Consider the following 25,240-nt stretch of genomic DNA (forward strand, 5'->3'; position numbering starts at 1 on the left):
CGGATGTGGAAGCCCAGTAATGGGTGGAGCTGACCGGTACTAATAGGCCGAGGGCTTGTCCTCAGTTGCTCGCGTCCACTGTGTTAGTTCTGAAGCAACGAACAGTTGCTGGTTTGAGCAGAACACAACTACAGAGTGTGCTTGTTCGCTCGAAACCGATAGGGTTTCGGTGGTCATAGCGTTAGGGAAACGCCCGGTTACATTCCGAACCCGGAAGCTAAGCCTTTCAGCGCCGATGGTACTGCAGGGGGGACCCTGTGGGAGAGTAGGACGCCGCCGAACAATCTTTCAGGACCCCTGGTCCCAGCGTTCACGCTGGGACCAGGGGTCCTTTTGTTTTTCCTTGTATTTCTTGAAAGCGCGGTGCGGTGCCGGCTGCGCGAGAATGACTGCAGTACCCGAAGACAGGAGTCACGCCGATGTCCACCAACTCTCCCGACGATCGTCCGGAGCGCGAGCCGCGTCGCCGGGACGGTGGCGAGCGGGGCGGCTTCCGTGGGCCGCGCCGTGACGACAACCGTGGCGGTGGCGGCGGCGGTTACCGTGGCCGCGACGACCGTCCCTCGTACCGTCGCGACGACCGCCGGGACGACCGGCGCGATGACCGTCGTGACGATCGCCCGTCGTCGTACCGCCGTGACGACCGTCCCTCGTACGGCCGTGATGACCGCCGTGACGACAACCGTGGCGGTGGCGGCGGCGGTTACCGTGGCCGTGACGACCGTCCGTCGTCCTTCCGCCGCGATGACCGCCGCGATGACCGCCGTGACGACCGGCGCGATGACAATCGTGGTGGTGGCTTCCGTCGCGATGACCGTCGTGACGACACCCGCGGTGGCGGCGGCTTCCGTCGGGACGACCGCCGTGATGAGCGCCGTGACGACCGTCCCTCGTTCCGTCGCGACGAGCGCCGTGACGACAACCGTGGCGGCGGCGGTGGCTACCGTGGCCGCGACGACCGTCCGTCGTCCTTCCGCCGTGACGACAACCGTGGTGGCGGCTTCCGTCGCGACGACCGCCGTGATGAGCGCCGTGACGACCGTCCCTCCTTCCGTCGCGACGACCGTCCCTCGTACGGCCGTGACGACCGGCGTGACGACAATCGTGGTGGTGGCTTCCGCCGTGACGAGCGTCGGGACGACCGTCCGTCGTCCTTCCGTCGGGATGACCGCCGCGATGACCGGCGTGACGACCGGCGTGATGACAACCGTGGTGGTGGCTTCCGTCGCGACGATCGCCGTGATGAGCGCCGTGACGACCGTCCCTCCTTCCGCCGTGACGAGCGTCCGTCGTACCGCGGTGACGACCGGCGCGACGAGCGGCCCCGTGGGCCGCGGCGTGAGGACGACCGGCGTGGCGGCGGTGGGTTCCGTGGGCGGGACGACCGTCGGGACGATCGTGGGCGTGGGCCGCGTCGGGACGACCGGGGTGGCTACGGGCGCCGTGACGACCGCCGTGACGACCGCGGTGGCGAGCGTCGCGGTGGGGACCGCACGCCGCTGAAGCGGCTGCCGATCCCGCCGGAGGTCACCGGTGAGGAGATCGACCCGGATGTGCGGCAGGAGCTCATGAGCCTGCCCAAGGGCCTGGCCGACGACGTCGCCCGCAACCTCGTCATGGTCGCGCAGCTGATCGACGAGGACCCGGAGAAGGCGTACGGCTACTCCCGCGTCGCCCTGCGGCTGGCCTCCCGCGTCGCCGCCGTCCGCGAGGCGGCCGGCTTCGCCGCGTACGCCACGCAGAAGTACGCCGAGGCGCTGGCCGAGTTCCGGGCCGCGCGGCGGATGACCGGCAGTGTGGAGCTGTGGCCCGTCATGGCGGACTGCGAGCGCGGTCTCGGCCGTCCGGAGCGGGCGCTCGCCATGGCCGGTGAGCCCGAGGTGCAGAAGCTCGACAAGGCCGGGCAGGTCGAGATGCGGCTCGTGGCCGCCGGTGCCCGTCGGGACATGGGGCAGCTGGACGCCGCCATCGTGACCCTGCAGAGCCCCGAGCTGGCGTCGAGCGCCAACCACCCGTGGACCGCCCGCCTGCGCTACGCGTACGCGGACGCGCTCCTGGCCGCCGGCCGGGAGAACGAGGCGCGCGAGTGGTTCGCGAAGGCCCTCGAATCCGACAAGGACGGTTCCACGGACGCCTCCGACCGGCTCGCCGAGCTGGACGGGGTCGAGTTCGTCGACGCCTTCGAGGAGGAGGACGGCGAGGAGGACGGCGCGTCCGAGGACCTCGACGAGGGCACGGACGAGGACGACACGGACGAGGACGACGAGGACGACGAGGACGTCGAGAACCTCGACAAGGACTGACGTCCGACACACCGACGCGCGAAGGGCGGCACCCCAGCCGGGGTGTCGCCCTTCGCGCGTGTCAGTCGAGGGCCAGGCTGCGCAGCACCAGGCCGGTCGCCGGCTTCGGGCCGAACGAGGTCGACTTGCGGGGCATGGTGACGCCCTGCCGGGCCAGGTCCCGCACGACCTCCTCCCTCACCGGGTGCATGAGGACCGCCGTACCGCCGCGGCGTTCGGCCTGGGCGACGGCGGCCTCGGTGTCGTGGATGTAGGCGATGTCCTCGGGGGCGTCCGGGATGCGCCAGACGTGGTCCAGGAGCGTCGAGTGCAGCACGGTCGCGTCGAGCGTGCGCCAGGCCTCGGGGCGGTCGGCGCGGACCGTGCGGGCGAGCAGCTCCGGGTCCGGGCGGTCGAGGAGGTGGAAGGTGCCGTCGCCGGCGAGGACGAAGGCGTTGCCCTCGGCGGTCGCCGCGGCCAGGGCCTCCTGGGCGGCGGACAGCGGGCCGTCGAGGCGTGTGACGCGGAAGGCGTCGCCGACGGCGGCGAGTGCGTCGGCGACGGGGAGCCGGTTGAGGAGCCGGTGGATGGCGCGGACCCGGAGCGGGTAGCGGGCGGTGTCGACGAGCAGCACCAGGCCGTGGTTCCACGGGCCGGGCGCGGCGTGCTCCTCGCGCAGCCGCAGGTAGGTCGCCCAGCGGTGGTGCCCGTCGGCGATGAGGGCCTGGTGGCGGGCGAGTTCGGTGGCGACGGCGGTCAGGTCGGCCGGGTCGGTGACGGCCCACAGGCGGTGCTGGAAGCCGTCCTCGGTGGTGGTGGCGAGCAGCGGCTCGCGCTCGACGACCCGGTCGACGACGGCGCTCGCGCCGTCCCCGTCGCCTCGGTAGGTGAGGAGCAGCGGCTCCAGGTTGGCGGCCGTCGTGCGCATGAGGGCGGCGCGGTCCTCGACGACGTGCGGCATGACGTCCTCGTGGGGGAGCACGATGCCCTCGGCGGGGGTGGAGAGTTCGAGGGCGCCGATGAGGCCGCGTTGCAGGATGCCGTCGCCGCGCTGCTCGTACACGTACAGGGCGGGCTCGGGGTCCGGGGCGAGGACGCCGTCGGCGAGCCAGCGGTCGAGGGTGACGGCGGCCTTGCGGTGGCGGGTGCCGGCGGTGATGGCCTGGGGGAGGATCAGCCGGACGATGTTGTGGGGGTCGGCGGACTCGAGCTCGTGCAGTCCGTCGGGCCGCACGACCACGTCGTACGGCGGGGAGGTCACGGCGGCCAGGCTGCCGACCCGCTCGGGGACGTACCGGAGGCCCCGGAAGGGGCTCAGACGGAGACCGGGGGCGCGGACGTCGTCGGCCGCGTGACCTGAGGTGTTCATCTCGTCATCGTAGGCGGTGGGGGCATGAGCGATGATCGGGGAGCGGGGATTTTCGCCCCCGGCGACGTGAGGAGTGCATGACATGACGGGATTCGGCCAGGGGCGGCAGGGCAGGGTCCGGCCGGAAGGCAGCGCTCGCCCCTTGAGCGAGGCGTACGACACGGCGCTGCTCGACCTGGACGGCGTCGTGTACTACGCGGGCGGCGGCGCGGTCCCGTACGCGGTCGACGCACTGGGGACCGCCCGGGCGGGCGGGATGCACCTGGCGTACGTCACCAACAACGCGCTCCGGCCGCCGGACGCGGTGGCGGCGCACCTGACCGAGCTCGGGCTGTCGGCCGAGCCGACGGACGTGATCACCTCGGCGCAGGCGGTGGCCCGGCTGATCGCCGACGAGATGCCGCCCGGCGCGCGGATCCTGCTGATCGGCGGCGAGGGGCTGCGGGTGGCGCTGCGCGAGCGTGGTCTGGTGCCGGTGGAGTCGCTCGACGACGACCCGGTGGCGGTGGTGCAGGGGTACGGCGGTCCCGACCTGCCGTGGGGGCGGTTCGCGGAGGCGAGTTACGCGGTGGGGCGCGGGCTGCCCTGGTACGCGTCGAACACCGACCTGACGATCCCGAGCGCGCGCGGCATCGGGCCGGGCAACGGGGCGGCGGTGGAAGTCGTCCGGATCGCGACGGGTGCGGAGCCGAGGGTCGCGGGCAAGCCGTTGCCGCCGATGCACCGCGAGACGGTGCTGCGGACGGGGGCCGAGCGGCCGCTGGTGGTCGGCGACCGGCTGGACACGGACATCGAGGGCGCGTTCAACGGCGGGGTGGACTCGCTGCTCGTGCTGACCGGGGTGACGGACGTGGCGCGGCTGCTCGCGGCGGTGCCGGAGCACCGGCCGACGTATGTGTCGGCGGATCTGCGCGGGTTGCTCGTGCTCCAGCCGGAGGTGGCGGGGGACGCGGACGGCGGCTTCCGGTGCGGGGGGTGGACGGCCTCGGTGAGCGGGGGCGCGCTGCTCCTGGAGGGGGAGCCGGAGGGGGCGGGAGACGGACTGGACCCCTTGGACGGGGTACGGGCGCTGTGCGCGGCGGCGTGGACGGAGGCGGGTGCCGGGGCGTGCGGGCTCGACGCGGGCAAGGCGCTGGAGCGGTTGGGGACGGTGGCGGTGCGCTGACCCCGTCGGCGCCCGTCGGCGCCCGCCGGCCCGTACCCGGGCCCGCACCGGGGATCGATCACCTATGGCAGGGTAGGCTAACCTAACCTCGTGTTGGTCGAGAGTCCCTCCCGTGCGAGCGCGGAGTCGACCGGCCCTGCCCAGCCACCGGCGCGCCGCACCTCGCTGCGCGCCGTCGGACTGGTCGCGGCCGTCGGGGTCCTGCTGCTGATCTGCGTCCTGAGCATCATGATCGGTGCCAAGCCGGTGCCGCTCGGCGACGTGTGGCACGGCCTGTTCCAGAACAGCGGCATCCGCAACGACGTCGTCATCCACGACGTGCGCGTCCCCCGCACCCTCCTCGGCCTCCTCGTCGGCCTGGCCCTCGGCCTCTCCGGCGCCGTCATGCAGGGACTCACCCGCAACCCGCTCGCCGAGCCCGGACTCCTCGGCGTCAACGCGGGCGCCGCCGCCGCGGTGGTGTCCGCGATCGCCTTCCTCGGGGTCACCGACCCCGCCTCGTACGTGTGGTTCGCCTTCGTCGGCGCGGCCGTCGTCTCCGTCCTCGTGTACGTGCTCGGCGGCAGCCGCGGTGCCACGCCCGTGCGGCTCGCGCTCGCCGGCACCGCGGCCACCGCCGCCCTGTACGGCTACGTCAACGCCGTACAGCTGCTGAACTCCGCCGCCCTGGACCGGCTGCGCTTCTGGACCGTCGGCTCGCTCGCCGACGCCAACATGGACACCGTCCGCCGGATCGCGCCCTTCGTCCTCGTCGGCGCCGTCCTGGCACTGCTCATCTCCCGCCCGCTCAACGCCATGGAGATGGGCGACGACACCGCCAAGGCGCTCGGCGCGCACCTCAACCGGACCCGGATCACCGCCATGGTGGCCGTGACGCTGCTGTGCGGCGCCGCGACGGCCGCCTGCGGGCCGATCGTGTTCGTCGGCCTGATGGTCCCGCACCTGGTGCGGTCGATCACCGGCCCCGACATGCGCTGGATCCTGCCGTACGCGGCTGTTCTGTCGCCCGTCCTCCTCCTCGGCTCCGACGTCGTCGGGCGGGTCGTCGCCCGCCCCGCCGAACTCCAGGTCGGCATCGTCACCGCGCTCGTCGGCGGGCCCGTCTTCATCCGCCTCGTCCGCCGCAAGAGGATGGCCCAGCTGTGAGCACCCCGACCTCGACCTCACCGAGCAGGACGTTCCGGACCAGGACCCTGCGGACCGGCGGCGGTCTCTCCGTACGGTACGAGCCGCGTGCCCTGTTCTCCGTCCTCGCGCTGGTCGTGGTCGCGCTCGCCGCGGCCGTCGTCCTCATCGGCAGCGGCGACTTCCCCGTCCCGCCCGCCGACGTCGTCTCGACCCTGCTCGGCGGCGGCACCGAGGTGCAGAAGATCGCGGTCCTGGACCTGCGGCTGCCGCGCGTGCTCGTCGCCGTGTTCGTCGGCGCCGCGCTCGGCATCGGCGGCGCCGTCTTCCAGGCGATCTCCCGCAACCCGCTCGGCAGCCCCGACGTCATCGGCTTCGGCCAGGGCTCCACGGTCGGCGCGCTCGTCGTCATCGTCCTCTTCCAGGGCAGCGCCATGGCGGCCGCCGGCGGCGCGATCGCCGGCGGGCTCGTCACCGGCGCCGTGATCTACCTGCTCGCGTGGAAGCGCGGCGTGCACGGCTACCGCCTCGTGCTCGTCGGCATCGGCGCCGCCGCCATGCTCACCGCCGTCATCCACTACCTCATCACCAAGGCCCAGCTGGTCGACGCGACGCGTGCGGTGGTGTGGATGACGGGGTCCCTGGACGGCCGGGACATGGCCCAGTTCTGGCCGCTGTTCGGCGTCAGCTGCGTGCTGCTGCCGTTGGTCCTCGGGCACGGGCGGGCGCTGCGGATGCTGGAGATGGGCGACGACGCCGCGTACGCGCTCGGCGTGAGGGTCGAGCGGACCCGGATCGTCCTGATGGGCTCGGCCGTGCTGCTCGTGGCCGTCGCCACCGCCGCCGCCGGACCGATCGTCTTCGTCTCGCTGAGCGCGCCCCAGCTGGCCCGCCGGCTCACCCGCTCGCCCGGCCCGAACCTGGCCGCCTCCGCGCTCATGGGGACCGCCCTGCTGCTGGTGGCCGACTGGGCCGCCACCAGCGCCTTCGGCGAGCGCCGGCTGCCCGTCGGTGTCGTCACCGGCGTCCTCGGCGGCTGCTATCTGCTGTGGCTGCTCGTCAGCGAACGGAAGGCGGGCCGGATATGACCATCGACGAGAACACCCACAGGACCCACAGGAGCCAGGGAATGAACCGGCAGCAGCAGACGCGGCAGACGCAGCAGGCGGAGCAGCGGCGGCAGCGGCTCAGCGCCGAGTCGGTCACGCTCGCCTACGACCAGCGGGTCATCGCCCGCGACCTCAGCGTCGCGATCCCCGACAACTCCTTCACGGTCATCGTCGGCCCCAACGCCTGCGGGAAGTCCACGCTGCTGCGCGCGCTGTCCCGGATGCTCAAGCCCACCGAGGGCCGGGTGCTGCTCGACGGGCAGGCGATCCACACCATGCCCGCGAAGAAGGTCGCCCGGACCCTGGGCCTGCTCCCGCAGTCCTCCATCGCACCCGACGGCATCACCGTCGCCGACCTCGTCGCCCGCGGCCGCTACCCCCACCAGGGCCTGCTGCGGCAGTGGTCGCCCGAGGACGAGCGGATCGTGCGGGAGTCGATGACCGCGACGGGCGTGGCGGAGCTGGCCGAGCGGTACGTCGACGAGCTGTCCGGCGGGCAGCGCCAGCGCGTCTGGATCGCGATGGCGCTCGCCCAGCAGACCCCGCTGCTGCTCCTCGACGAGCCGACCACCTTCCTCGACATCCAGCACCAGATCGACGTCCTCGACCTGTGCGCCGAACTGCACGAGACCCGGGGCCGCACGCTCGTCGCCGTCCTCCACGACCTCAACCACGCGGCCCGGTACGCGACCCACCTCATCGCCTGCCGCGCCGGCGAGGTCGTCGCCGAGGGCCCGCCGCACGAGGTCGTCACCGCGGAGCTCGTCGAGCGCGTCTTCGGCCTCCCCTGCCAGGTCATCGAGGACCCGGAGACCGGCACACCCCTGGTGATCCCGGCGGGCCGGAAGTCCCGCAGGCCCGCCCTCCGGGCGTAGCCCGGCCGGCCTCCCGGCACAGCCAGGCCGTGCTAGAGCAGCGACCGCAGCTTCAGCAGGTCGCGGAAGCCGGCCTCCAGGCCGACGCGGCCGGAGGCCCAGGCCTTCGCGAAGTTCAGGTCGCCGTCGACCATCGCCACCAGGTCGTCGCCGGTCATCCGGAGCCGGATCTGGGCCTTCCAGGGCGGCGGGCCGACCACCGTGTCCTCGACCTCGATGCGGCCGTCGGCCAGCCGGCCGGTGAAGGTCGTGTCCAGGTCCGTGAGGTGGCAGCTGAGGGTGCGGTCGAGGGCGGCCGCGCCGCGCACCTCGCCGTCCGCCGCCGCCAGGTTGTCCGAGAGCCTCTTCAGTGCCGCGCGGCACTCCGTGATCGTCGCCATCGCGGTCGACCGTACCCCAGGCGTTCTCGCGGTAGCGTCGGGGCATGAACGACGTGACACCCGAAGCCCCGACGGAGGAGCCGCCGGAGGAGCCGCCCCCGGCCGTCCCGGACCGGGAGGGGACCGGCCCCGAGGCCGATCCGTACGAGACCGCCGGGCCAGCCCCCCTCGGTGTCGTCCGCACCCCCACCGGGCGGCCCGCCGTCGACGCCCTGCTCGACCGGCTCGGCGACGCCGACCACCTCACGGCGGACGGACACCTCGATGTGTACGAGGATGTACACCGTGGGCTGCGCGCCGAGCTGACCTCGCTCGACGCACCGCAGACCCCCGCACCCCGTCCGTACGACAACAGGAGCTGAACCGAACGTGGCAGGACCGGCACGCCGCCGTCTCGACGCCGAGCTGGTACGGCGGAAGCTGGCGCGCTCGCGCGAGCACGCCAGCCAGCTGATCGCCGCGGGCCGGGTGACCGTCGGCAAGACCGTCGCGACCAAGCCCGCCACCCAGGTCGAGACCGCCGCGGCGATCGTCGTGGCCCAGGACGACGGCGACCCCGACTACGTGTCGCGCGGCGGCCACAAGCTGGCCGGTGCGTTCGCCGCGTTCGTGCCGCAGGGACTGGTCGTCGAGGGCCGGCGCGCGCTGGACGCGGGCGCGTCCACCGGCGGCTTCACCGACGTCCTGCTGCGCGCCGGCGCCGCCCACGTCGTCGCCGTCGACGTCGGCTACGGGCAGCTCGCGTGGTCGCTGCGGAGCGACGAGCGGGTCACCGTCAAGGACCGCACCAACGTGCGCGAGATGACCCTCGACTCCATCGACGGCATCCCCGTCGACCTGGTCGTCGGGGACCTGTCCTTCATCCCGCTCGGCCTGGTGCTGCCCGCCCTGGTCGCCTGCACCGCGCCCGGCGCCGACCTGGTGCTGATGGTCAAGCCTCAGTTCGAGGTGGGCAAGGAGCGTCTTGGCACCGGCGGAGTGGTGCGCAGCACCGAACTGCGCGCCGACGCCGTGAAGAACGTGGCCCGGCGGGCCGGCGAGCTCGGGCTCGGTGTCCTCGGCGTCACGGCCAGCCCGCTGCCCGGCCCCTCCGGCAACGTCGAGTACTTTCTGTGGCTGCGGGCCGGGGCGCCCGCTCTTGATCCGGCGGAAGTCGACCGCGCCGTGGCGGAAGGACCTCGTTGAGCACTGGTTCGAGCACGTCTGACGAAAGCAGCGGCGACAGCCGCGAGAGCGGCAGCGGCCGCACCGTTTTCCTGCTCGCGCACACCGGGCGGCCGGCCGCCGTGCGCAGCGCCGAGCTCGTCGTCCTCGGGCTGCTGCGCAGCGGCATCGGGGTGCGGGTCCTGGAGGCGGAGGCGGCCGACCTGCCGCTGCCGCCCGCCGTCGAACGGGTCCCCGAGGGCTGCGCCGAGGCGCTCGACGGCTGCGAACTCCTCGTCGTCCTGGGCGGCGACGGCACGCTGCTGCGCGGCTCCGAGTTCTCCCGCGCCTCCGGCGTGCCGATGCTCGGCGTCAACCTCGGCAGGGTCGGCTTCCTCGCCGAGGCCGAGCGGGACGACCTGGACAAGGTCGTGGACCGGGTGGTGACGCGGGCGTACGAGGTCGAGGAGCGCATGACGCTGGACGTCACCGTGTACCAGAACGGCGATGTGCTGCACCGCGACTGGGCGCTCAACGAGGCGGCCGTGCAGAAGGTGTCCCCGGAGCGGATGCTGGAGGTCGTCATCGCCGTCAACGGGCGGCCGGTGACCGGCTTCGGCTGCGACGGGGTGATCTGCGCGACGCCGACCGGCTCCACCGCGTACGCCTTCTCCGCCGGCGGCCCGGTCGTCTGGCCGGAGGTGGAGGCGCTGCTGATGGTGCCGATCGGGGCGCACGCGCTGTTCGCGAAGCCGCTCGTCACCACCCCCGAGTCGGTGCTCGCGGTCGAGGTCGAGCCGCACACCCCCGACGGGGTGCTGTGGTGCGACGGCCGCCGCACGGTCTCCCTCCCGGCCGGCGGCCGCGTCGAGGTCCGCCGCGGCGCCGTCCCGGTCCGCCTGGCCCGCCTCCACCACGCCTCCTTCACCGACCGCCTGGTGGCGAAGTTCGCCCTCCCGGTCTCGGGCTGGCGCGGCGCGCCGCACTAGGCGCGAGCGGGGATCCAGAACGCGCACCTCGGGGGCCGCTTGGCGCCGCCGCCTTCGCCTGTCGGCGGGCCTCGGCTCGGCGTCCGAGCGGGCGCCTGGGCCTGCCCAGGGCCGGTCGGCTTCCGCCCGCCTGCGGGCCTCGGTCCGGTGGGGGGACGTGCGGGTCCGGCGGTCTGCTGTGGCCCGGCGTCCGAACGTGCGGCTCGGGCCTGCCCAGGGCGGACGACTTTCGCTTGACCGAGGGCCCCGGCCCCGGCGGTGGCCCGGTCCGGGCCTTGGCCCGGCCCCCTGGCCCCGCCGTGTCCGGGCCTCCGGCCCGCACCGGCTGGGCCGCTGCCCAAGCCCCGGTCCCCGCCGTGCCCCACTCCGCCGAGTGAACAGCGCCCGCACCAGCCCCTGGCGACCTGCGGGTTCGCACCCGGACGGCAGGGGCCGTCGCACAGGGGCGGTGCGACCTCGTATGGTCTTCTCCGTGTTGGAGGAGATGCGGATACGGTCGCTCGGGGTCATCGACGACGCGGTCGTCGAGCTGTCGCCCGGTTTCACTGCGGTGACCGGTGAGACCGGTGCGGGCAAGACCATGGTCGTCACCAGCCTCGGGCTGCTGCTCGGTGGGCGGGCCGATCCGGCGTTGGTGCGGATCGGGGCGGGGTCGGCGGTCGTCGAGGGGCGGATCACGCTGCCCCCGGGCGCGCCGGCCGCCGCGCGGGCGGAGGAGGCGGGGGCCGAGCTCGACGACGGGGCGCTGCTTGTCAGCCGTACCGTGTCGGCGGAGGGCCGGTCCCGCGCGCACCTCGGCGGGCGCTCGGTGCCCGTCGGGCTGCTCGCCGAGCTGGCCGACGAGCTGGTCGCCGTACACGGCCAGACCGACCAGCAGGGCCTGCTGAAGCCGGCCCGGCAGCGTGGCGCGCTCGACCGGTACGCGGGGGACGCGGTGGCCGTGCCGCTCGCCGCGTACGGGGAGGCGTACCGGCGGCTGCGGGCCGTCGCCGTCGAGCTGGAGGAGATCACCACCCGGGCCCGGGAGCGGGCCCAGGAGGCGGATCTGCTGCGCTTCGGGCTCGCCGAGATCGAGGCCGTGGAGCCCCGCGCGGGCGAGGACACCGAGCTGGCCGCCGAGGCGGAGCGACTTGGGCACGCCGAGTCCCTGGCCTCCGCCGCCGCGCTCGCGCACGCCGCGCTCGCGGGCCAGCCGGAGGACCCGGAGGCCGTGGACGCGACCACACTGGTCGCGGGTGCGGGCCGGGCCCTGGAGGCCGTACGGGCGCACGATCCGGCGCTCGCCGCGCTCGCCGACCGGATGGGGGAGATCTCCATCCTGCTGTCGGACGTGGCCGGGGAGCTTGCCGGGTACGCGGACAACCTGGACGCCGACCCGCTGCGGCTCGCGGCCGTGGAGGAGCGGCGCGCCGCCCTGACGCAGCTCACCCGGAAGTACGGCGAGGACGTGTCCGCCGTGCTCGCCTGGGCCGAGCAGAGCGCGACCCGGCTGACCGAGCTGGACGGCGACGACGAGCGCGTGGACGAGCTGACCACCGAGCGGGACCGGCTGCGCGACGAGCTGTCGGCGCTCGCCCAGCGGCTCACGGACGCGCGGACGGAGGCGGCGGACCGGTTCGCCGGGGCCGTCACCGCCGAGCTGGCCTCCCTGGCGATGCCGCACGCGCGCGTGTCGTTCGCGATCCGGCAGACCGAGGACCCGGACGGCGTCGACGTCGGCGGCCGGCGGGTCGCCTACGGCCCTGCCGGCGCCGACGAGGTCGAGCTGCTGCTCGCCCCGCACCCCGGCGCGCCGCCGCGGCCGATCGCGAAGGGAGCGTCCGGTGGTGAGCTGTCCCGGGTGATGCTCGCCGTCGAGGTGGTCTTCGCCGGTACGGACCCGGTGCCGACGTATCTCTTCGACGAGGTCGACGCGGGCGTCGGCGGCAAGGCGGCGGTGGAGATCGGCCGCAGGCTCGCCAAGCTGGCCAGGACCGCGCAGGTCGTCGTGGTCACCCACCTTCCGCAGGTGGCGGCCTTCGCCGACCGGCAGCTCCTGGTGGAGAAGACCAACGACGGTTCCGTGACCCGCTCCGGCGTCACCGTCCTGGAGGGCGAGGACCGGGTGCGCGAGCTGTCCCGGATGCTGGCCGGCCAGGAGGACTCCGAGACGGCGCGGGCGCACGCCGAGGAACTGCTCGCCGCCGCACGGGCGGACGTCTGATGGCGGCCCGGCCCGGGAGCGCGTCGCGCGGAGCCGTCGACCGGGCCGTGCGCTTCGGCATCGCGTTCGGCGCGACCCGGCTCGCGCACGGGCGGCTGCGGAGCCGTCCGCCGGGCAACCCGGCGAGCTGGGAGCGGACCAACCACGCCGGGCGGACCGTGCACACCCAGGCCGGGGCCGCTGCCGCCGCCGGCGCCGTGCTCGCCGCCCTGCCCTCGGTGCCGGCCGCGCTCGCTACCACCGCCGGGGCGGTCTGCGGGCGTCACGACGACCTGCGCGGCGACGCCCGCCGGGGCTTCCGGGCCCATCTGACGGCGCTTCGGGACGGCGAGGTCACCAGCGGGGCCGTGAAGCTGTTCGGGATCGGCGCCGCCGGACTCGCGGCCGGGGCGCTGCTCAAGGAACGGCCGCTGGACAAGGTCCTCGCCGGGGCGGTCGTGGCCGGGACGGCGCACCTCGTCAACCTGGTGGACGTACGGCCGGGGCGCGCCGCCCTGCTCGTGCTCGGGCTCGGCGCGCCGGGCCTGCTGCGCGGGTCGCTCGCCGCGGCGCCGATGGGGGCCGCGGCGGCCGTGCTCGCCGACGACCTGGCCGAGCGCACCATGCTCGGCGACCTGGGCGCCCATGCGCTCGGGGCGGCGCTCGGCACGGCCGTCGCCGCCGCCAACGGGCGGTTCGGCCTGGCCGTCCACGCGGCCGGGCTGGTCGCCGCGGCGGCCTGCGGGGAGCGCGTGAGCGAGATCGCGCGCGGGGGTGTGCGCCCCTGAGCTCACCCGTGTGGGTGATCCCGGTCGGTAAGTTGCTGAAGCCGCCCCGGAACGCGGCGACTTCGGTGCCGGAACGTGCGTACGGACTGGCATCCTTGGGCGCGTGACACAGCTCCGTACGGTCCAAGTGCTGGGCGGCGGCAGCGCGGGCAGCAGCGCGCACGTCAGATCACTTGCCTCGGGGCTGGTGGCGAGGGGCGTGCGGGTGACCGTGTGCGCCCCGCTGGAACTCGACCACGCCTACGACTTCCAGGGCGCGGGCGCCCACCTCGTGCCGGTCCCGCGGCAGGGCGGCCCCGCGGCCGTCGCCGCGCTGCGCAACGCCTTCATCGGCGCCGACATCGTGCACGCGCACGGCCTCGACGCCTCGGTGCGGGCCTCCCTCGCGCTGGCCGGCGCCGCCGCCGTGCCGCCCACGCCGCTGGTCACCACCTGGCACACCCGCAGCCGGGCCGTGGGGGCGCGCGCCCGGCTCGTACGCCTCCTGGAGCGGCGGACCGTGCGGGCGGCCGCCGTCGTCCTCGGCACCTCCTCCGAGCTCGTCGACCGGGCCCGGCGGCGCGGCGCCCGCGACGCCCGGCTCGCACCCGTCACGGTGCCCGCCTCGCGCGCCCCGGTCTGCCTCCACGACGGCAAGGCGCGGGCCGAACTCGGCGCCGTGGACCGCCCGTTGCTGATGGCGGTCGGCGCGCTGGAGTCCGGGCGCGGGTACGGGATGCTGCTCGACGCGGCCCGGACGTGGCGGGACCTCGACCCGCAGCCGCTGCTCGTCATCGCCGGCGAGGGGCCCGAACGGGCGCCGCTGCAACGGCGGATCGAGGTCGAGGAGCTCGCCGTCCGGCTCATCGGGCGCCGCGATGACGTCGCCGAACTGCTCGCCGCCGCCGACGTCGCCGTCCTGCCCTCGCGGTGGGAGGCCCGCTCGCTCCTCGCCCAGGAGGCGCTGCGGCTCGGCGTGCCGCTGGTCGCCACGGCCGTCGGCGGGGTGCCCGAACTGGTCGGCGACGCCGCCGAACTCGTACCGTACGGCGACGCGGAGGCGCTCGCGACGGCGGTGCGCGGACTGCTCGACGACGCCGACCGGCGGTCCGACCTGGCGGCGGCGGGGCGGGTGCAGGCGGGCACGTGGCCGACGGAGGACCAGACGATCGCGCACGTCCTGAGCGTGTACGACGAGCTGTCGGGACGGTGACCTTTCCCCCACCCCACCCGCCCCCTGCCTCCCGGAGGCGGCGGCTTCGTGCCCCTCAGCCCGTGTGCCGCCGGGCCCTCAGCGCCAGGCTCAGTGCCAGGACCGTCTGCGGGTCGTCGAGGTCGGTGCCCAGGAGTTCGGAGATGCGGGCGAGACGGTTGTAGAGGGTCTGGCGGTTGAGGTGCAGCTCGCGGGCCGTCTCCGCCTTGCGGCCCGCGTGGGCCAGGTACGTCTCCAGAGTCGGGAGGAGCGGGGGGCGTGAGGTGCGGTCGTGGTCGCGCAGGGGGCCGATCGCGCGGTCCACGAAGGCGGCCAGGTCGGGGTGGTCGCGCAGCCGCCACAGGAGCAGGTCCGTGTCGAGGCGCCGGGCGTCGTACCAGGGCAGCTCCGACAGGCCCTGCGCGGCCGTCGCCGTCTCCGCCGCGTGCCGCAGCCCCGCCGAGGCCGCCGCCCAGCCGCCCGCCACGCCCACCACCACGACCGGCGGGTGCGCGCCCGCCCGCTCCAGGCCGGCCCGCTCCACGCCCGCCCGCAGCGCGGCGGCGACCCGGTCGGCGACGGCGGTGCGCTCCGACTCGGAGCGCAGCCCGAGCAGCAGCGGCACCCGGCCCTCGACCGGCCGCACACCGAGCAGCACGGGCACGCCGACCGAGGCCAGCTCCTCCAGGACCGCGCGGGCGAGCAGCGCCCAGTTGCCGGAGGGCGCCAGCTCGGAGGCGAGCCGCATCACCACCGGGAGCAGCGGGCCGTCGCCCGGCTTGAAGCCGAGCACCCGGGCCTGCGCCGGGGCGTCCTCGGCGGAGATCCGGCCCTCGGCGAGATCGGTGAGGAAGTCGCCACGGCCGCGCGCCGCCAGCTCCTCCTCCTGCCGGGCCTGCATGAGGACGACCGCGAGCAGACCGGCGGCCCGTTCGGCGGCCATCCGGTGCACGGGGGAGAGCGGCGAGGACACCGCGAGCAGCACCAGGCGGGCCCGGACCGACGCGCTGCCCGGGCCGCCGCCCGGCACGTCCACCAGCACCGCGCCGGTCGGCGGGCCGGACTCGCGGGCGGCCCGCTGCCCGCGCAGCCCGTCCCACACCTGGAGCGGGTCGGCGGGCTCGGACTCGGTGCCCGCCGCGTAGAGCAGCTGTCCGTCGGCGGTCTCCAGGAAGACCGGGTTGAGCGCGAAGTCGGCGAGGATCCGCAGCACCTGCGGCACCCCGCCGCCGCCGAGGAGGGCGGCGGTGCACTGGTGGTGCACCTCCTCGGCCCGGCGGAGCAGCGCGTAGTGCCCGTTGACGATCTCGGTGTGGATCTCCTCCGTGACGGCGACGAAGGGCACCTCGCGGTGCAGCTGGACCAGCGGGAGTCCGGCGGCCCGCGCGGTCTCCACTATCGTCGCCGGAAGCCGGGCGAAGCGCGGGCCCAGCTCGACCACGAGGGCCGCGATGCCGCGCTCGGCGAGCCGGCGCACGAAGGCCCGCTGCTCGGCGGGCCGGGTGCCCAGGCCCAGACCGGTGGTGAGCAGGAGCTCGCCGCCCTTGAGCAGCGAGGCGATGTTCGGCACCTCGCCCGCGTGCACCCAGCGCACGGTGCGGTGCAGCCGGTCGGCGCCCGCGACGACCTCCGGGAGACCGCTGCGCAGACCCGGAAGCTCGAGTGCCCGCTGCACGGTGATCCCGCCCTGACGTTCCATGGACATGGACGGAAGCTACCCGCCGGCCCCGTCACCGCGACATCACCGGGGTGTGAACGGGCCGGACAGTTCGTACACCAGGGCGACAACTCGTCGTCCCCTGAAGGGAATTGTGCGACCGGATGTCGATTGTGGCCTACGTCACTCCGGAGGATGCTCTCGCGCCATGGCAGAGAACCCCACAAAAGAGGTCCACCGGCTCAAGGCGAACTCGGTCGGGCTCGTCGGCGTCGTCTTCATGGCCGTCGCCACCGCCGCGCCCATCACCGCGATGACCGGCAACCTCCCCATCGCCGTCGGCTTCGGCAACGGCACCGGAGCCCCGGCCGGCTATCTCTTCGCGACCGTCGTCCTCACCGTCTTCTCGGTCGGCTATGTCGCCATGGCCAAGCGGATCACCGCCGCCGGCGCCTTCTACGGCTACATCTCGCACGGCCTCGGCCGGATCGCCGGCATGGCCTCCGGCATGCTCGCCGTCCTCGCGTACATCGTCTTCGAGGCGTCCATCGTCGGCGTCTTCGCCTACTTCGCCAAGGCCACCGTGGCCGCCCAGCTGGGCGTGGACCTGCCGTGGATCGGCTACGCGGCGGCCATGCTCGCGGTCACCGCCGTCCTGTCGTACTTCGACATCAACCTCACCGCCAAGGCGCTCGGCGTGATGCTGGTGGCCGAGATCGCGGTGCTGTTCGCGGTCGCCACCGCCGTGCTGATCGCCGGCGGCGGCCCCGACGGCATCCCCGCCGAGCCGATCAACCCGAAGAACGCCTTCACCGGCGCCTCCGCCGGCCTCGGCCTGTTCTTCGCCTTCTGGTCGTGGGTCGGCTTCGAGTCCACCGCCATGTACGGCGAGGAGTCCCGCGACCCCAAGCGGGTCATCCCGCGTGCCACCCTCATCTCCGTCATCGGCGTCGGCCTCTTCTACATCTACGTCTCGTGGATGACCATCGCCGGCAACGGGCTCGCCGGATCGGTGAAGCTGTCCTCCTCGGCCAGCCCCCTCGACCTGTTCTTCGCGCCCACCGAGTCCTTCATCGGCGCCTGGGCCGTCGACGCCTTCCAGTGGCTGCTGCTCACCGGCTCCTTCGCCTGCGGCATGGCCTTCCACCAGTGCGCCGCCCGCTATCTGTACGCGATCGGCCGCGAGGGCTTCCTGCACCCGGCCCTCGGGCGCACCCACCCCAGGCACGGCTCGCCGTACCTCGCCTCCTTCGCGCAGAGCGTCATCGCCGTCGTCCTCGTCGGCGCGTTCTGGCTCACCGATCAGGACCCGTACATCCACCTCTACACGCTGCTCGCGATCCTCGGCACGATGGCGATCCTGATCGTGCAGACCCTCTGCTCCTTCGCCGTCATCGGCTACTTCCGCAAGAACCACCCCGAGGACCGGCACTGGTTCAAGACCTTCACCGCGCCGCTGCTCGGCGGGGTCGGCATGACCGCCGTGGTCGTGCTGCTGATCATGAACATGGAGACGGCGGCCGGGCTCGCCGCCGACTCCCTCTTCTTCAAGGCCATCCCGTGGATCGTCGGCGCCGTCTTCTTCGGCGGCCTCGGCCTCGGTCTCCACCTCAAGGCCCGGCGGCCCGAGCGCTACGAGATCATCGGCCGGATCGTCCTGGAGGACGCCGCCGAGCGCGCCGACGACAGCGCGGACCCGGACCCGGACCCGGCCCCCGCGCCCGTACCGCAGAGCTGACCCCTCACCCCCATCCCTCCAGGAGCGCCCCATGGCACGCACCAACCCGATGCACCTCCTGAAGCGCCTCGCCGCCGAGCACGCCGACGCCCGACGGCTGGACATCCCCGTGGCCGAACTGCGCGGACTGCGGACCGACGCCCTCGGCCGCCGCACCCTCCTCAAGTACGCCGCCGCGGCCGGCGTCGCCGTCTCCGCCGGGACGGCCGTGGCCGCCCCGGCGGTCGCCAAGGCCGCCACCCCCGCCCGGATCGCCGTCGTCGGAGCCGGCATCGCCGGCCTCACCGCCGCCCTCACCCTCCAGGACGCCGGCCTGAGCCCGGTGCTCTACGAGGCGAACCCGTCCAGGGTCGGCGGCCGCATGTGGACCCAGCGGGAGCACTGGGCGTACGGGCAGACCTCCGAGATCGGCGGCGAGCTCATCGACACCAGCCACAAGAAGATCCTCCAACTCTGCCGCCGCTTCGGCCTCGCCACCGAGGACTTCCTCGGCGGCGGGCCCAACGGAGCCGAGGAGGTCCTCTGGTTCGACGGCGCCTACTACCCGCGCGCGCAGGCCGACGAGGACTTCAACGCCGTCTACCAGGCCCTGCACCGCGACCTGCTCGACGCCGGGGAGGTCTTCTGGAACCAGACCACGCCCACCGGCACCGCCCTCGACGAGATGTCGCTCCACGAGTGGATCGAGAGCCGGGTCCCCGGCGGGCACTCCGCACCGCTCGGCAGGTTCTTCGACGTCGCCTACAACGTCGAGTACGGCGCCGACACCACCGACCAGTCCGCGCTCGCCCTGGTGCTGCTCATGGGCTACCAGACCAATCCGGGCCACTTCAACATCTGGGGCCTGTCCAACGAGCGCTACCACGTGGTCGGCGGCAACGACCGGCTGCCGAACGCCGTCGCCGGGGCCCTCGCGCCCGGCACCCTGCGCATGGGCTGGTCGCTCGACGCCGTACGGGCCGACGCCGACGGCACCCAGACCCTCACCTTCACCGAGGCGGGCAGCACCCGGACGGTCACCGCCGACCACACGATCCTGTGCGTACCCCTGCCGGTCCTGCAGCGGCTCGACCTGAGCCGGGCCGGCTTCGACCCGCGCATGACCGACCTGCTGCGGGACGCGCGGATGGGTTACTGCACCAAGCTCAACATGCAGTTCGCCACCCGCCCCTGGCGCGGCACCGGCCCCTGGCCCGGGGTCTCCGCCGGCGACTGCTTCACCGACACCGAGGTGCAGCAGACCTGGGACACCACCAAGGTCCAGGGCGGCACCGGCGGCATCCTCATCCAGTACGGCGGCGGCAGCCTGGCCCGGTCCCTGAACCCCGCGGGGCCCTTCTCCACCGAGTCCGACCCGTACGTCCGGGACCTCGTCACCCGCTACCTGAAGGGCATCGACGCCTTCTTCCCCGGCACGTCGAAGTCGTACACCGGGCGCGCCCAGCTCTCCGCCTGGCACGAGAACCCGTACGCCCTCGGCGCCTACTCGTACTGGCCGGTGGGCTACCTCCACCGCTACGCCGGCTACGAGGGCACCGCCCAGGGCAACGTCCACATCGGCGGCGAGCACTGCTCCTACGACTTCCAGGGCTTCATGGAAGGCGGCGCCACCGAGGGCGAGCGGGCCGCCCGGGAGGTGATCGCCGCCCTCACGTAGTGGCCCTGTGCCGTCAGGCGGCGGCCGGCGCGATGTTGTGGTTGAAGCGGAAGACGTTGTCGGGGTCGAAGGCGGCCTTGACGGAGGCGAGCCGCCGGTAGTTCTCCTCCCCGAACGAGGAGACGATCCGCTGCTCGCCCTCGGCGCCGATGAAGTTCAGATACGTGGCGCCGACCGACCACGGCTGCGCGTCGGCCCGCACGTCCTGGACCCACTGCCTGGCCCGTTCGTCGTCCGCCGGGTCCTCCCAGGTCGCGAACGGGTGCACCGCCCAGGGCGCGGTACGCCACGGCTGCGGGTAGTGCGACGGTCCCGCCGCCACGGCCCCGCCCATCGCGAACACCACCTGCTGGGTGGCCGTCGGCATCGGGATCGCCGCGCCGCGCGCGCAGAAGACGTCCACGGCCACGTCCGGGAAGTCCGACAGATACTCGGCCGACCAGTAGTTCCGCAGCCCGGGCGGGTCGTCGAGCATGCACTGCAGCTCCACGTAGGGGATGTCCGAGACGAGCTCGATCACCGGCTTCAGCGCGAACAGCGGCGCCGCGAGCTCGCGGACCTCGTCGACCGGACCGGCGTACGTGAGCAGCGAGCCGCAGACCAGCTTGCCGACCAGGTCCTCGGGCACGAACGGCTCCGGCGGCGCCGGCAGGATGATGGCGCCGCCGCCCACCTCGTCCGGGGCGCCCGCCGCGATGTCCCGGTAGGTCCGCACCACCTCGCCCGCCTTGTCGGGCAGGAAGAACAGCATCACGAAACTCATCCGCGGCAGCGGGTGCAGTCGCAGTGTCAGCGAGGTCGCCACCCCGAAGTTGCCGCCCCCGCCGTGCAGGGCCCAGAACAGCTCCGGGTGCTCCTCCGCGTCCGTGTGGACGTGCTTCCCCTCGGCCGTGATCAGCTCGGCGGCCAGCAGGTTGTCGCTGGCGAGCCCGAACTTCCGCTCCAGCCAGCCCGATCCGCCGCCCAGCACGAAGCCGCCGACGCCGGTGGTGGACACCCGTCCGCCCGTGGTGGCCACGTGGAACGGCTGGCAGGCGTGGTCCAGGTGGGCCATGGTCGCCCCGCCCTCGACCCGGACGGTCATGTTCTCCGGGTCGGCGACGACCGCGTGCATCCGGCGCAGGTCCACGACCAGGGCGTCGTCGATCACCGACGAGCCGGCCACGCTGTGGCCCCCGCCGCGCACCGCGATCGGCAGCCCGGCCTCCCGGCCGAACAGGATCGCGTTGGAGACGTCCGCCGGGGTCGCGCACTGGGCGATCACCGCGGGACGCCGGTCGATCATGCCGTTGTGGACGGCCCGGGCCTCGTCGTAACCGGGGTCGCCGGGCGTGAGCACCTCACCCGCCAGATCCTCGCGAAGGCCCGACAGGGCACTGTCCGGAACGGTCGTGGTCTGGGGAGCCATGGGAGTGCCCCCCTTTCGTGACGGAGGGGGGACAGGACAATCTCATCGTAGGTCCGGCCCCCCGAGCGCGCCCCTCAGCCGCCGTGCGCCCCGCTGGCCGCCGTACGCCGCGCTAACCCCCGTACGCCCCGCTCGCCGTCAGCCGCAGGGCCGTGTCGATCAGCGGGACGTGGCTGAAGGCCTGCGGGAAGTTGCCGACCTGGCGCTGGAGGCGGGCGTCCCACTCCTCGGCCAGCAGGCCCAGGTCGTTGCGCAGCGAGAGCAGCTTCTCGAAGAGCTTGCGGGCCTCGTCGACGCGGCCGATCATCGCCAGGTCGTCGGCCAGCCAGAAGGAACAGGCGAGGAACGCGCCCTCGTCGCCCTCCAGGCCGTCCACGCCCGCCTCCTCGCCGGCCGTCGGGTAGCGCAGCACGAACCCGTCCTCGGTGGACAGCTCCCGCTGGATCGCCTCGATCGTGCCGATGACGCGCTTGTCGTCCGGCGGCAGGAAGCCCATCTGCGGGATCAGCAGCAGCGAGGCGTCCAGCTCCTGCGAGCCGTAGGACTGGGTGAAGGTGTTGCGCTCCTTGTCGTAGCCCTTCTCGCAGACGTCCCGGTGGATCTCGTCGCGCAGCTCGCGCCACCGCTCCAGCGGGCCGTCCGCGTCGCCGGACTCGATCAGCTTGATCGTGCGGTCCACCGCCACCCAGGCCATCACCTTGGAGTGGGTGAAGTGGCGGCGGGGGCCGCGCACCTCCCAGATGCCCTCGTCGGGCTGGTCCCAGTTCTTCTCCAGGTAGTTGATCAGCTTGATCTGGAGGAGCGAGGCGTAGTCGTTGCGGGACAGGCCCGTCATGTGCGCCAGGTGCAGGGCCTCGGTGACCTCGCCGTACACGTCCAGCTGGAGCTGGTTCGCCGCGCCGTTGCCGACCCGGACCGGGCCGGAGTTCTCGTACCCCGGCAGCCAGTCCAGCTCCGCCTCGCCGAGCTCCCGCTCGCCCGCGATGCCGTACATGATCTGCAGGTTCTCCGGGTCGCCGGCCACCGCGCGCAGCAGCCAGTCCCGCCAGGCGCGGGCCTCCTCGCGGTAGCCGGTGCGCAGCATCGAGGAGAGGGTGATCGCCGCGTCCCGCAGCCAGGTGTAGCGGTAGTCCCAGTTCCGCACGCCGCCGATCTCCTCCGGCAGCGAGGTGGTCGGCGCGGCCACGATCCCGCCGGTCGGCGCGTACGTCAGCGCCTTCAGGGTGATCAGCGAGCGGACCACCGCCTCCCGGTAGGGGCCGTGGTACGTGCAGTGCTCCACCCACTCGCGCCAGAACTCGACCGTCGCCTCCAGCGAGCCCTCCGGGTCCGGCAGCGGCGGCGCCTCCTTGTGCGAGGGCTGCCAGGAGAGCGTGAAGGTGATCCGGTCACCGGGCGTGACGGTGAACTCGGAGTACGTGGTGAGGTCCTTGCCGTGCGTCTCGGCGTCCGCGTCCAGCCACACCGAGTCCGGCCCGGCGACGGCCACCGTGCGTTCGCCCACCTTGTGCACCCAGGGCACCACCCGCCCGTAGCTGAACCGCATCCGCAGCGAGGAGCGCATCCGCACCCGGCCGCTGACCCCCTCGACGATCCGGATCAGCTGCGGCGCACCGTCACGCGGGGGCATGAAATCGGTCACCCGGACGGTTCCGCGCGGGGTGTCCCACTCGGACTCCAGGACGAGCGAGTCGCCCCGGTAGCGGCGGCGGTCGGCGGGGGCCGCGGGCGCGCCGTCGGGGACCGCCGGGCCGACCCGCCAGAAGCCGTGCTCCTCGGTGCCGAGCAGTCCCGCGAAGACTGCGTGCGAATCGAAGCGGGGCAGGCAGAGCCAGTCGACACTGCCGTCCCGGCAGACCAGGGCGGCGGTCTGCATGTCTCCGATGAGTGCGTAATCCTCGATGCGCCCGGCCACGTGCTTCACTCCAGATCGAACGGCCACGTCCGCCCCGCGGGGCGACGCTTACGGTCAGCGGTCAAGGGATCGTTGACGAGCTCTACGTACCGGTGACTTGGCGGGGGTGGTGCCGTGCCGGCCCGGCTCGGCAGCGCGTGTCCGAGCAGGATACGACGCACCGTGGCGACCGGCGGCGCCGATCTTGCGACGGCGCTGGGCCGATCGGGTGAATGGGTCTTGACCTCGACCGAAAACCCTCCTTGTCCTGACACGCTGCCCGTCCGCTGCCCGTCCGCTGCCCGTCCGCTGCCCGTCCGCGGCCCGGTCCGCGGCCCGGTCCGCGGCCGGGTCCGCAATCCGTCCCGGTCCCGTCCACGGTCCAGGGACCGCCGGCGCCGGGCACGGTGTGTCGCCGACCGTGTGCACCCGAGTGCCCCGTGTGGCCGGAAGCGGTCTCCCGATGTCGCTGATACCCTGGTACCCCGTGGACCGGTGGGAAACGGCGACAGCCGAGGACCCCGAAACCGCAGCGACGGCACCCCCCGATTCTTCCGGAGGGCACGCCGGTACGCACTTCCAGAACGCGACCACGGGAGCCCCCTCTTGGCGATGCCGCCCAACACCACGACGACCAAGCACATCTTCGTCACCGGGGGTGTCGCCTCCTCCCTCGGCAAGGGCCTGACCGCCTCCAGCCTGGGTGCGCTCCTCAAGGCCCGGGGCCTGCGGGTCACGATGCAGAAGCTCGACCCGTACCTGAACGTCGACCCCGGCACGATGAACCCCTTCCAGCACGGCGAGGTGTTCGTCACCAACGACGGCGCCGAGACCGACCTGGACATCGGCCACTACGAGCGCTTCCTCGACGTCGACCTCGACGGCTCGGCCAACGTCACCACCGGCCAGGTCTACTCGCAGGTCATCGCCAAGGAGCGGCGCGGCGAGTACCTCGGCGACACCGTGCAGGTCATCCCGCACATCACCAACGAGATCAAGTCCCGGATCCGCCGCATGGCGACCGACGACGTCGACGTCGTCATCACCGAGGTCGGCGGCACCGTCGGCGACATCGAGTCGCTGCCGTTTCTGGAGACCGTCCGCCAGGTGCGCCACGAGGTCGGCCGCGACAACGTCTTCGTCGTGCACATCTCGCTGCTGCCGTACATCGGCCCCTCCGGCGAGCTGAAGACCAAGCCGACCCAGCACTCGGTCGCCGCCCTGCGCAACATCGGCATCCAGCCCGACGCGATCGTGCTGCGCGCCGACCGCGAGGTCCCGACCGCCATCAAGCGCAAGATCTCGCTGATGTGCGACGTCGACGAGGCCGCCGTGGTCGCCGCCATCGACGCCAAGTCGATCTACGACATCCCGAAGGTGCTGCACTCCGAGGGCCTGGACGCCTATGTCGTCCGCAAGCTCGACCTGCCCTTCCGCGACGTGGACTGGACCGTCTGGGAGGACCTCCTGGACCGTGTCCACAACCCCGACCACGAGGTCACCGTCGCGCTCGTCGGCAAGTACATCGACCTGCCCGACGCCTACCTGTCGGTGACCGAGGCCATGCGCGCCGGCGGCTTCGCCAACAAGGCCCGGGTCAAGGTCAAGTGGGTCACCTCCGACGACTGCAAGACCCCGGCCGGCGCCGAGCAGCAGCTCGCCGACTGCGACGCGATCCTCATCCCGGGCGGCTTCGGCGACCGCGGTGTGGCCGGCAAGGTCGGCGCCATCCGCTACGCCCGTGAGAACAAGGTGCCGCTGCTCGGCATCTGCCTGGGCCTGCAGTGCATCGTGATCGAGGCCGCGCGCAACCTCGCCGACATCCCCGAGGCCAACTCCACCGAGTTCGACCCGGCCACCGCGCACCCCGTCGTCTCCACGATGGAGGAGCAGCTGGCGTACGTCGAGGGCGCCGGCGACCTGGGCGGAACGATGCGCCTGGGCCTCTACCCGGCCAAGCTCGCCGAGGGCTCGGTGGTCCGCGAGACCTACGCGGACGAGCCGTACGTCGAGGAGCGCCACCGTCACCGCTACGAGGTGAACAACGCGTACCGCGCGGAGCTGGAGAAGAAGGCCGGTCTGGTCTTCTCCGGCACCTCCCCGGACAACAAGCTCGTCGAGTTCGTCGAGTACCCGAAGGACGTGCACCCCTACCTGGTCGCCACCCAGGCGCACCCGGAGCTCAAGTCCCGCCCGACCCGCCCGCACCCGCTGTTCGCCGGCCTGGTGAAGGCGGCCGTCGAGCGCAAGACGGGCCGGTCCGCGAAGTAGATCACCGGTGTCAGCACTGCCGTTAACGTTGCCGGGG

Annotated in this window: 20 protein-coding genes and 1 rRNA gene; 16 read left to right on the forward strand and 5 right to left on the reverse strand. The window is 73.4% G+C overall.

Translation table 11 applies throughout. The features are described from left to right. Nucleotides 1-165: 165 nt before the first annotated feature. The 3 genes from rrf to AB0M18_RS05505 all read left to right on the forward strand — a co-directional run bounded on the left by rrf (nucleotide 166) and on the right by AB0M18_RS05505 (nucleotide 2,303). A 5S ribosomal RNA gene (gene rrf, locus AB0M18_RS05495) occupies nucleotides 166-282 on the forward strand. A 51-nt stretch (nucleotides 283-333) separates the two neighbouring features. Next, nucleotides 334-1,503, forward strand: a complete 1,170-nt coding sequence (locus tag AB0M18_RS05500) for a hypothetical protein (protein ID WP_365755502.1) — start codon at nucleotides 334-336, stop codon at nucleotides 1,501-1,503. A 50-nt stretch (nucleotides 1,504-1,553) separates the two neighbouring features. Continuing rightward, a complete protein-coding gene (locus tag AB0M18_RS05505; protein WP_365755503.1) occupies nucleotides 1,554-2,303 on the forward strand; it encodes a tetratricopeptide repeat protein in 750 nt (249 codons plus the stop codon). 61 nt (nucleotides 2,304-2,364) lie between these two features. Here AB0M18_RS05505 and AB0M18_RS05510 read toward each other — a convergent pair whose 3' ends face one another. Next, on the reverse strand, nucleotides 2,365-3,651 hold the full coding sequence (locus AB0M18_RS05510; protein WP_365755504.1) for a DUF1015 domain-containing protein: 1,287 nt from the start codon (nucleotides 3,649-3,651) through the stop codon (nucleotides 2,365-2,367). Between the two features lie 82 nt (nucleotides 3,652-3,733). Here AB0M18_RS05510 and AB0M18_RS05515 point away from each other — a divergent pair, with 82 nt between their 5' ends. The 4 genes from AB0M18_RS05515 to AB0M18_RS05530 all read left to right on the forward strand — a co-directional run bounded on the left by AB0M18_RS05515 (nucleotide 3,734) and on the right by AB0M18_RS05530 (nucleotide 7,925). Next, a complete protein-coding gene (locus AB0M18_RS05515; protein WP_365755505.1) occupies nucleotides 3,734-4,816 on the forward strand; it encodes an HAD hydrolase-like protein in 1,083 nt (360 codons plus the stop codon). A 90-nt stretch (nucleotides 4,817-4,906) separates the two neighbouring features. Then, nucleotides 4,907-5,962 carry an iron chelate uptake ABC transporter family permease subunit gene (locus AB0M18_RS05520; RefSeq protein ID WP_365755506.1) on the forward strand — a complete coding sequence of 352 codons (1,056 nt, stop codon included), beginning with the start codon at nucleotides 4,907-4,909 and terminating at the stop codon, nucleotides 5,960-5,962. Further along, complete coding sequence (locus tag AB0M18_RS05525; protein WP_365755507.1) at nucleotides 5,959-7,029, forward strand: iron chelate uptake ABC transporter family permease subunit; 1,071 nt, start codon at nucleotides 5,959-5,961, stop codon at nucleotides 7,027-7,029. Before AB0M18_RS05520 ends, AB0M18_RS05525 begins: the two co-directional genes overlap by 4 nt. A gap of 41 nt (nucleotides 7,030-7,070) precedes the next feature. Next, complete coding sequence (locus AB0M18_RS05530; protein ID WP_365755508.1) at nucleotides 7,071-7,925, forward strand: ABC transporter ATP-binding protein; 855 nt, start codon at nucleotides 7,071-7,073, stop codon at nucleotides 7,923-7,925. 32 nt (nucleotides 7,926-7,957) lie between these two features. On the opposite strand, the gene AB0M18_RS05535 is transcribed toward AB0M18_RS05530, so the two are convergent. Continuing rightward, nucleotides 7,958-8,305: an SCP2 sterol-binding domain-containing protein gene (locus tag AB0M18_RS05535; RefSeq protein ID WP_365755509.1), complete on the reverse strand. Its 348-nt coding sequence runs from the start codon at nucleotides 8,303-8,305 to the stop codon at nucleotides 7,958-7,960. Nucleotides 8,306-8,349: 44 nt separating this feature from the next. Between AB0M18_RS05535 and AB0M18_RS05540 the strand changes: the two genes are divergently transcribed. The 6 genes from AB0M18_RS05540 (at nucleotide 8,350) to AB0M18_RS05565 (ending at nucleotide 14,599) form a co-directional block, all read left to right on the forward strand. Then, the gene (locus AB0M18_RS05540; RefSeq protein ID WP_365755510.1) at nucleotides 8,350-8,667 is read left to right on the forward strand and encodes a hypothetical protein; all 318 of its coding nucleotides are present in this window, start codon (nucleotides 8,350-8,352) and stop codon (nucleotides 8,665-8,667) included. Nucleotides 8,668-8,674: 7 nt separating this feature from the next. Continuing rightward, entirely contained in the window at nucleotides 8,675-9,490 is an 816-nt protein-coding gene (locus tag AB0M18_RS05545) for a TlyA family RNA methyltransferase (RefSeq protein ID WP_365755511.1), read from the forward strand. Next, entirely contained in the window at nucleotides 9,487-10,437 is a 951-nt protein-coding gene (locus AB0M18_RS05550) for an NAD kinase (protein ID WP_365755512.1), read from the forward strand. The genes AB0M18_RS05545 and AB0M18_RS05550 overlap by 4 nt, the downstream gene beginning before the upstream one ends. Before the next feature lie 460 nt (nucleotides 10,438-10,897). Further along, nucleotides 10,898-12,640: a DNA repair protein RecN gene (recN, locus tag AB0M18_RS05555; protein ID WP_365755513.1), complete on the forward strand. Its 1,743-nt coding sequence runs from the start codon at nucleotides 10,898-10,900 to the stop codon at nucleotides 12,638-12,640. Further along, on the forward strand, nucleotides 12,640-13,407 hold the full coding sequence (locus AB0M18_RS05560; protein ID WP_365755514.1) for a hypothetical protein: 768 nt from the start codon (nucleotides 12,640-12,642) through the stop codon (nucleotides 13,405-13,407). Before recN ends, AB0M18_RS05560 begins: the two co-directional genes overlap by 1 nt. A gap of 103 nt (nucleotides 13,408-13,510) precedes the next feature. Further along, nucleotides 13,511-14,599: a glycosyltransferase family 4 protein gene (locus AB0M18_RS05565; RefSeq protein WP_365755515.1), complete on the forward strand. Its 1,089-nt coding sequence runs from the start codon at nucleotides 13,511-13,513 to the stop codon at nucleotides 14,597-14,599. 55 nt (nucleotides 14,600-14,654) lie between these two features. Here the strand turns inward: AB0M18_RS05565 and AB0M18_RS05570 are convergent, their stop codons facing one another. Continuing rightward, nucleotides 14,655-16,277 (reverse strand): PucR family transcriptional regulator, encoded by a 1,623-nt coding sequence (locus AB0M18_RS05570; RefSeq protein WP_365755863.1) that lies wholly within the window; start codon nucleotides 16,275-16,277, stop codon nucleotides 14,655-14,657. Between the two features lie 166 nt (nucleotides 16,278-16,443). On the opposite strand from AB0M18_RS05570, the gene AB0M18_RS05575 reads away from it, so the two are divergent. Both AB0M18_RS05575 and AB0M18_RS05580 read left to right on the forward strand, forming a co-directional pair. Further along, entirely contained in the window at nucleotides 16,444-17,973 is a 1,530-nt protein-coding gene (locus AB0M18_RS05575; protein WP_365755516.1) for an APC family permease, read from the forward strand. A gap of 31 nt (nucleotides 17,974-18,004) precedes the next feature. Next, the gene (locus AB0M18_RS05580) at nucleotides 18,005-19,630 is read left to right on the forward strand and encodes an NAD(P)/FAD-dependent oxidoreductase (protein ID WP_365755517.1); all 1,626 of its coding nucleotides are present in this window, start codon (nucleotides 18,005-18,007) and stop codon (nucleotides 19,628-19,630) included. A 13-nt stretch (nucleotides 19,631-19,643) separates the two neighbouring features. On the opposite strand, the gene AB0M18_RS05585 is transcribed toward AB0M18_RS05580, so the two are convergent. Together AB0M18_RS05585 and AB0M18_RS05590 are read right to left on the reverse strand one after the other, a co-directional pair. Further along, nucleotides 19,644-21,038, reverse strand: a complete 1,395-nt coding sequence (locus AB0M18_RS05585; RefSeq protein WP_365755518.1) for an FAD-binding oxidoreductase — start codon at nucleotides 21,036-21,038, stop codon at nucleotides 19,644-19,646. 112 nt (nucleotides 21,039-21,150) lie between these two features. Continuing rightward, on the reverse strand, nucleotides 21,151-22,953 hold the full coding sequence (locus tag AB0M18_RS05590; RefSeq protein WP_365755519.1) for a glycoside hydrolase family 15 protein: 1,803 nt from the start codon (nucleotides 22,951-22,953) through the stop codon (nucleotides 21,151-21,153). A 591-nt stretch (nucleotides 22,954-23,544) separates the two neighbouring features. Here AB0M18_RS05590 and AB0M18_RS05595 point away from each other — a divergent pair. Further along, entirely contained in the window at nucleotides 23,545-25,203 is a 1,659-nt protein-coding gene (locus AB0M18_RS05595; protein WP_365755864.1) for a CTP synthase, read from the forward strand. Nucleotides 25,204-25,240 lie beyond the last annotated feature (37 nt).

Source organism: Streptomyces sp. NPDC051909 (genome assembly GCF_040681095.1).
In the GTDB taxonomy this organism is placed as follows: Bacteria; Actinomycetota; Actinomycetes; order Streptomycetales; family Streptomycetaceae; genus Streptomyces.

Coding starts and splice junctions, on each gene's coding strand:
- AB0M18_RS05595 (WP_365755864.1), top strand. CDS start 23,545: ATGCCGCCCAACACCACGACGACCAAGCACATCTTCGTCACCGGGGGT.
- AB0M18_RS05575 (WP_365755516.1), top strand. CDS start 16,444: ATGGCAGAGAACCCCACAAAAGAGGTCCACCGGCTCAAGGCGAACTCG.
- AB0M18_RS05535 (WP_365755509.1), bottom strand. CDS start 8,305: ATGGCGACGATCACGGAGTGCCGCGCGGCACTGAAGAGGCTCTCGGAC.
- AB0M18_RS05560 (WP_365755514.1), top strand. CDS start 12,640: ATGGCGGCCCGGCCCGGGAGCGCGTCGCGCGGAGCCGTCGACCGGGCC.
- AB0M18_RS05530 (WP_365755508.1), top strand. CDS start 7,071: ATGAACCGGCAGCAGCAGACGCGGCAGACGCAGCAGGCGGAGCAGCGG.
- AB0M18_RS05570 (WP_365755863.1), bottom strand. CDS start 16,277: ATGGAACGTCAGGGCGGGATCACCGTGCAGCGGGCACTCGAGCTTCCG.
- AB0M18_RS05580 (WP_365755517.1), top strand. CDS start 18,005: ATGGCACGCACCAACCCGATGCACCTCCTGAAGCGCCTCGCCGCCGAG.
- AB0M18_RS05515 (WP_365755505.1), top strand. CDS start 3,734: ATGACGGGATTCGGCCAGGGGCGGCAGGGCAGGGTCCGGCCGGAAGGC.
- AB0M18_RS05510 (WP_365755504.1), bottom strand. CDS start 3,651: ATGAACACCTCAGGTCACGCGGCCGACGACGTCCGCGCCCCCGGTCTC.
- AB0M18_RS05540 (WP_365755510.1), top strand. CDS start 8,350: ATGAACGACGTGACACCCGAAGCCCCGACGGAGGAGCCGCCGGAGGAG.
- AB0M18_RS05585 (WP_365755518.1), bottom strand. CDS start 21,038: ATGGCTCCCCAGACCACGACCGTTCCGGACAGTGCCCTGTCGGGCCTT.
- recN (WP_365755513.1), top strand. CDS start 10,898: ATGGTCTTCTCCGTGTTGGAGGAGATGCGGATACGGTCGCTCGGGGTC.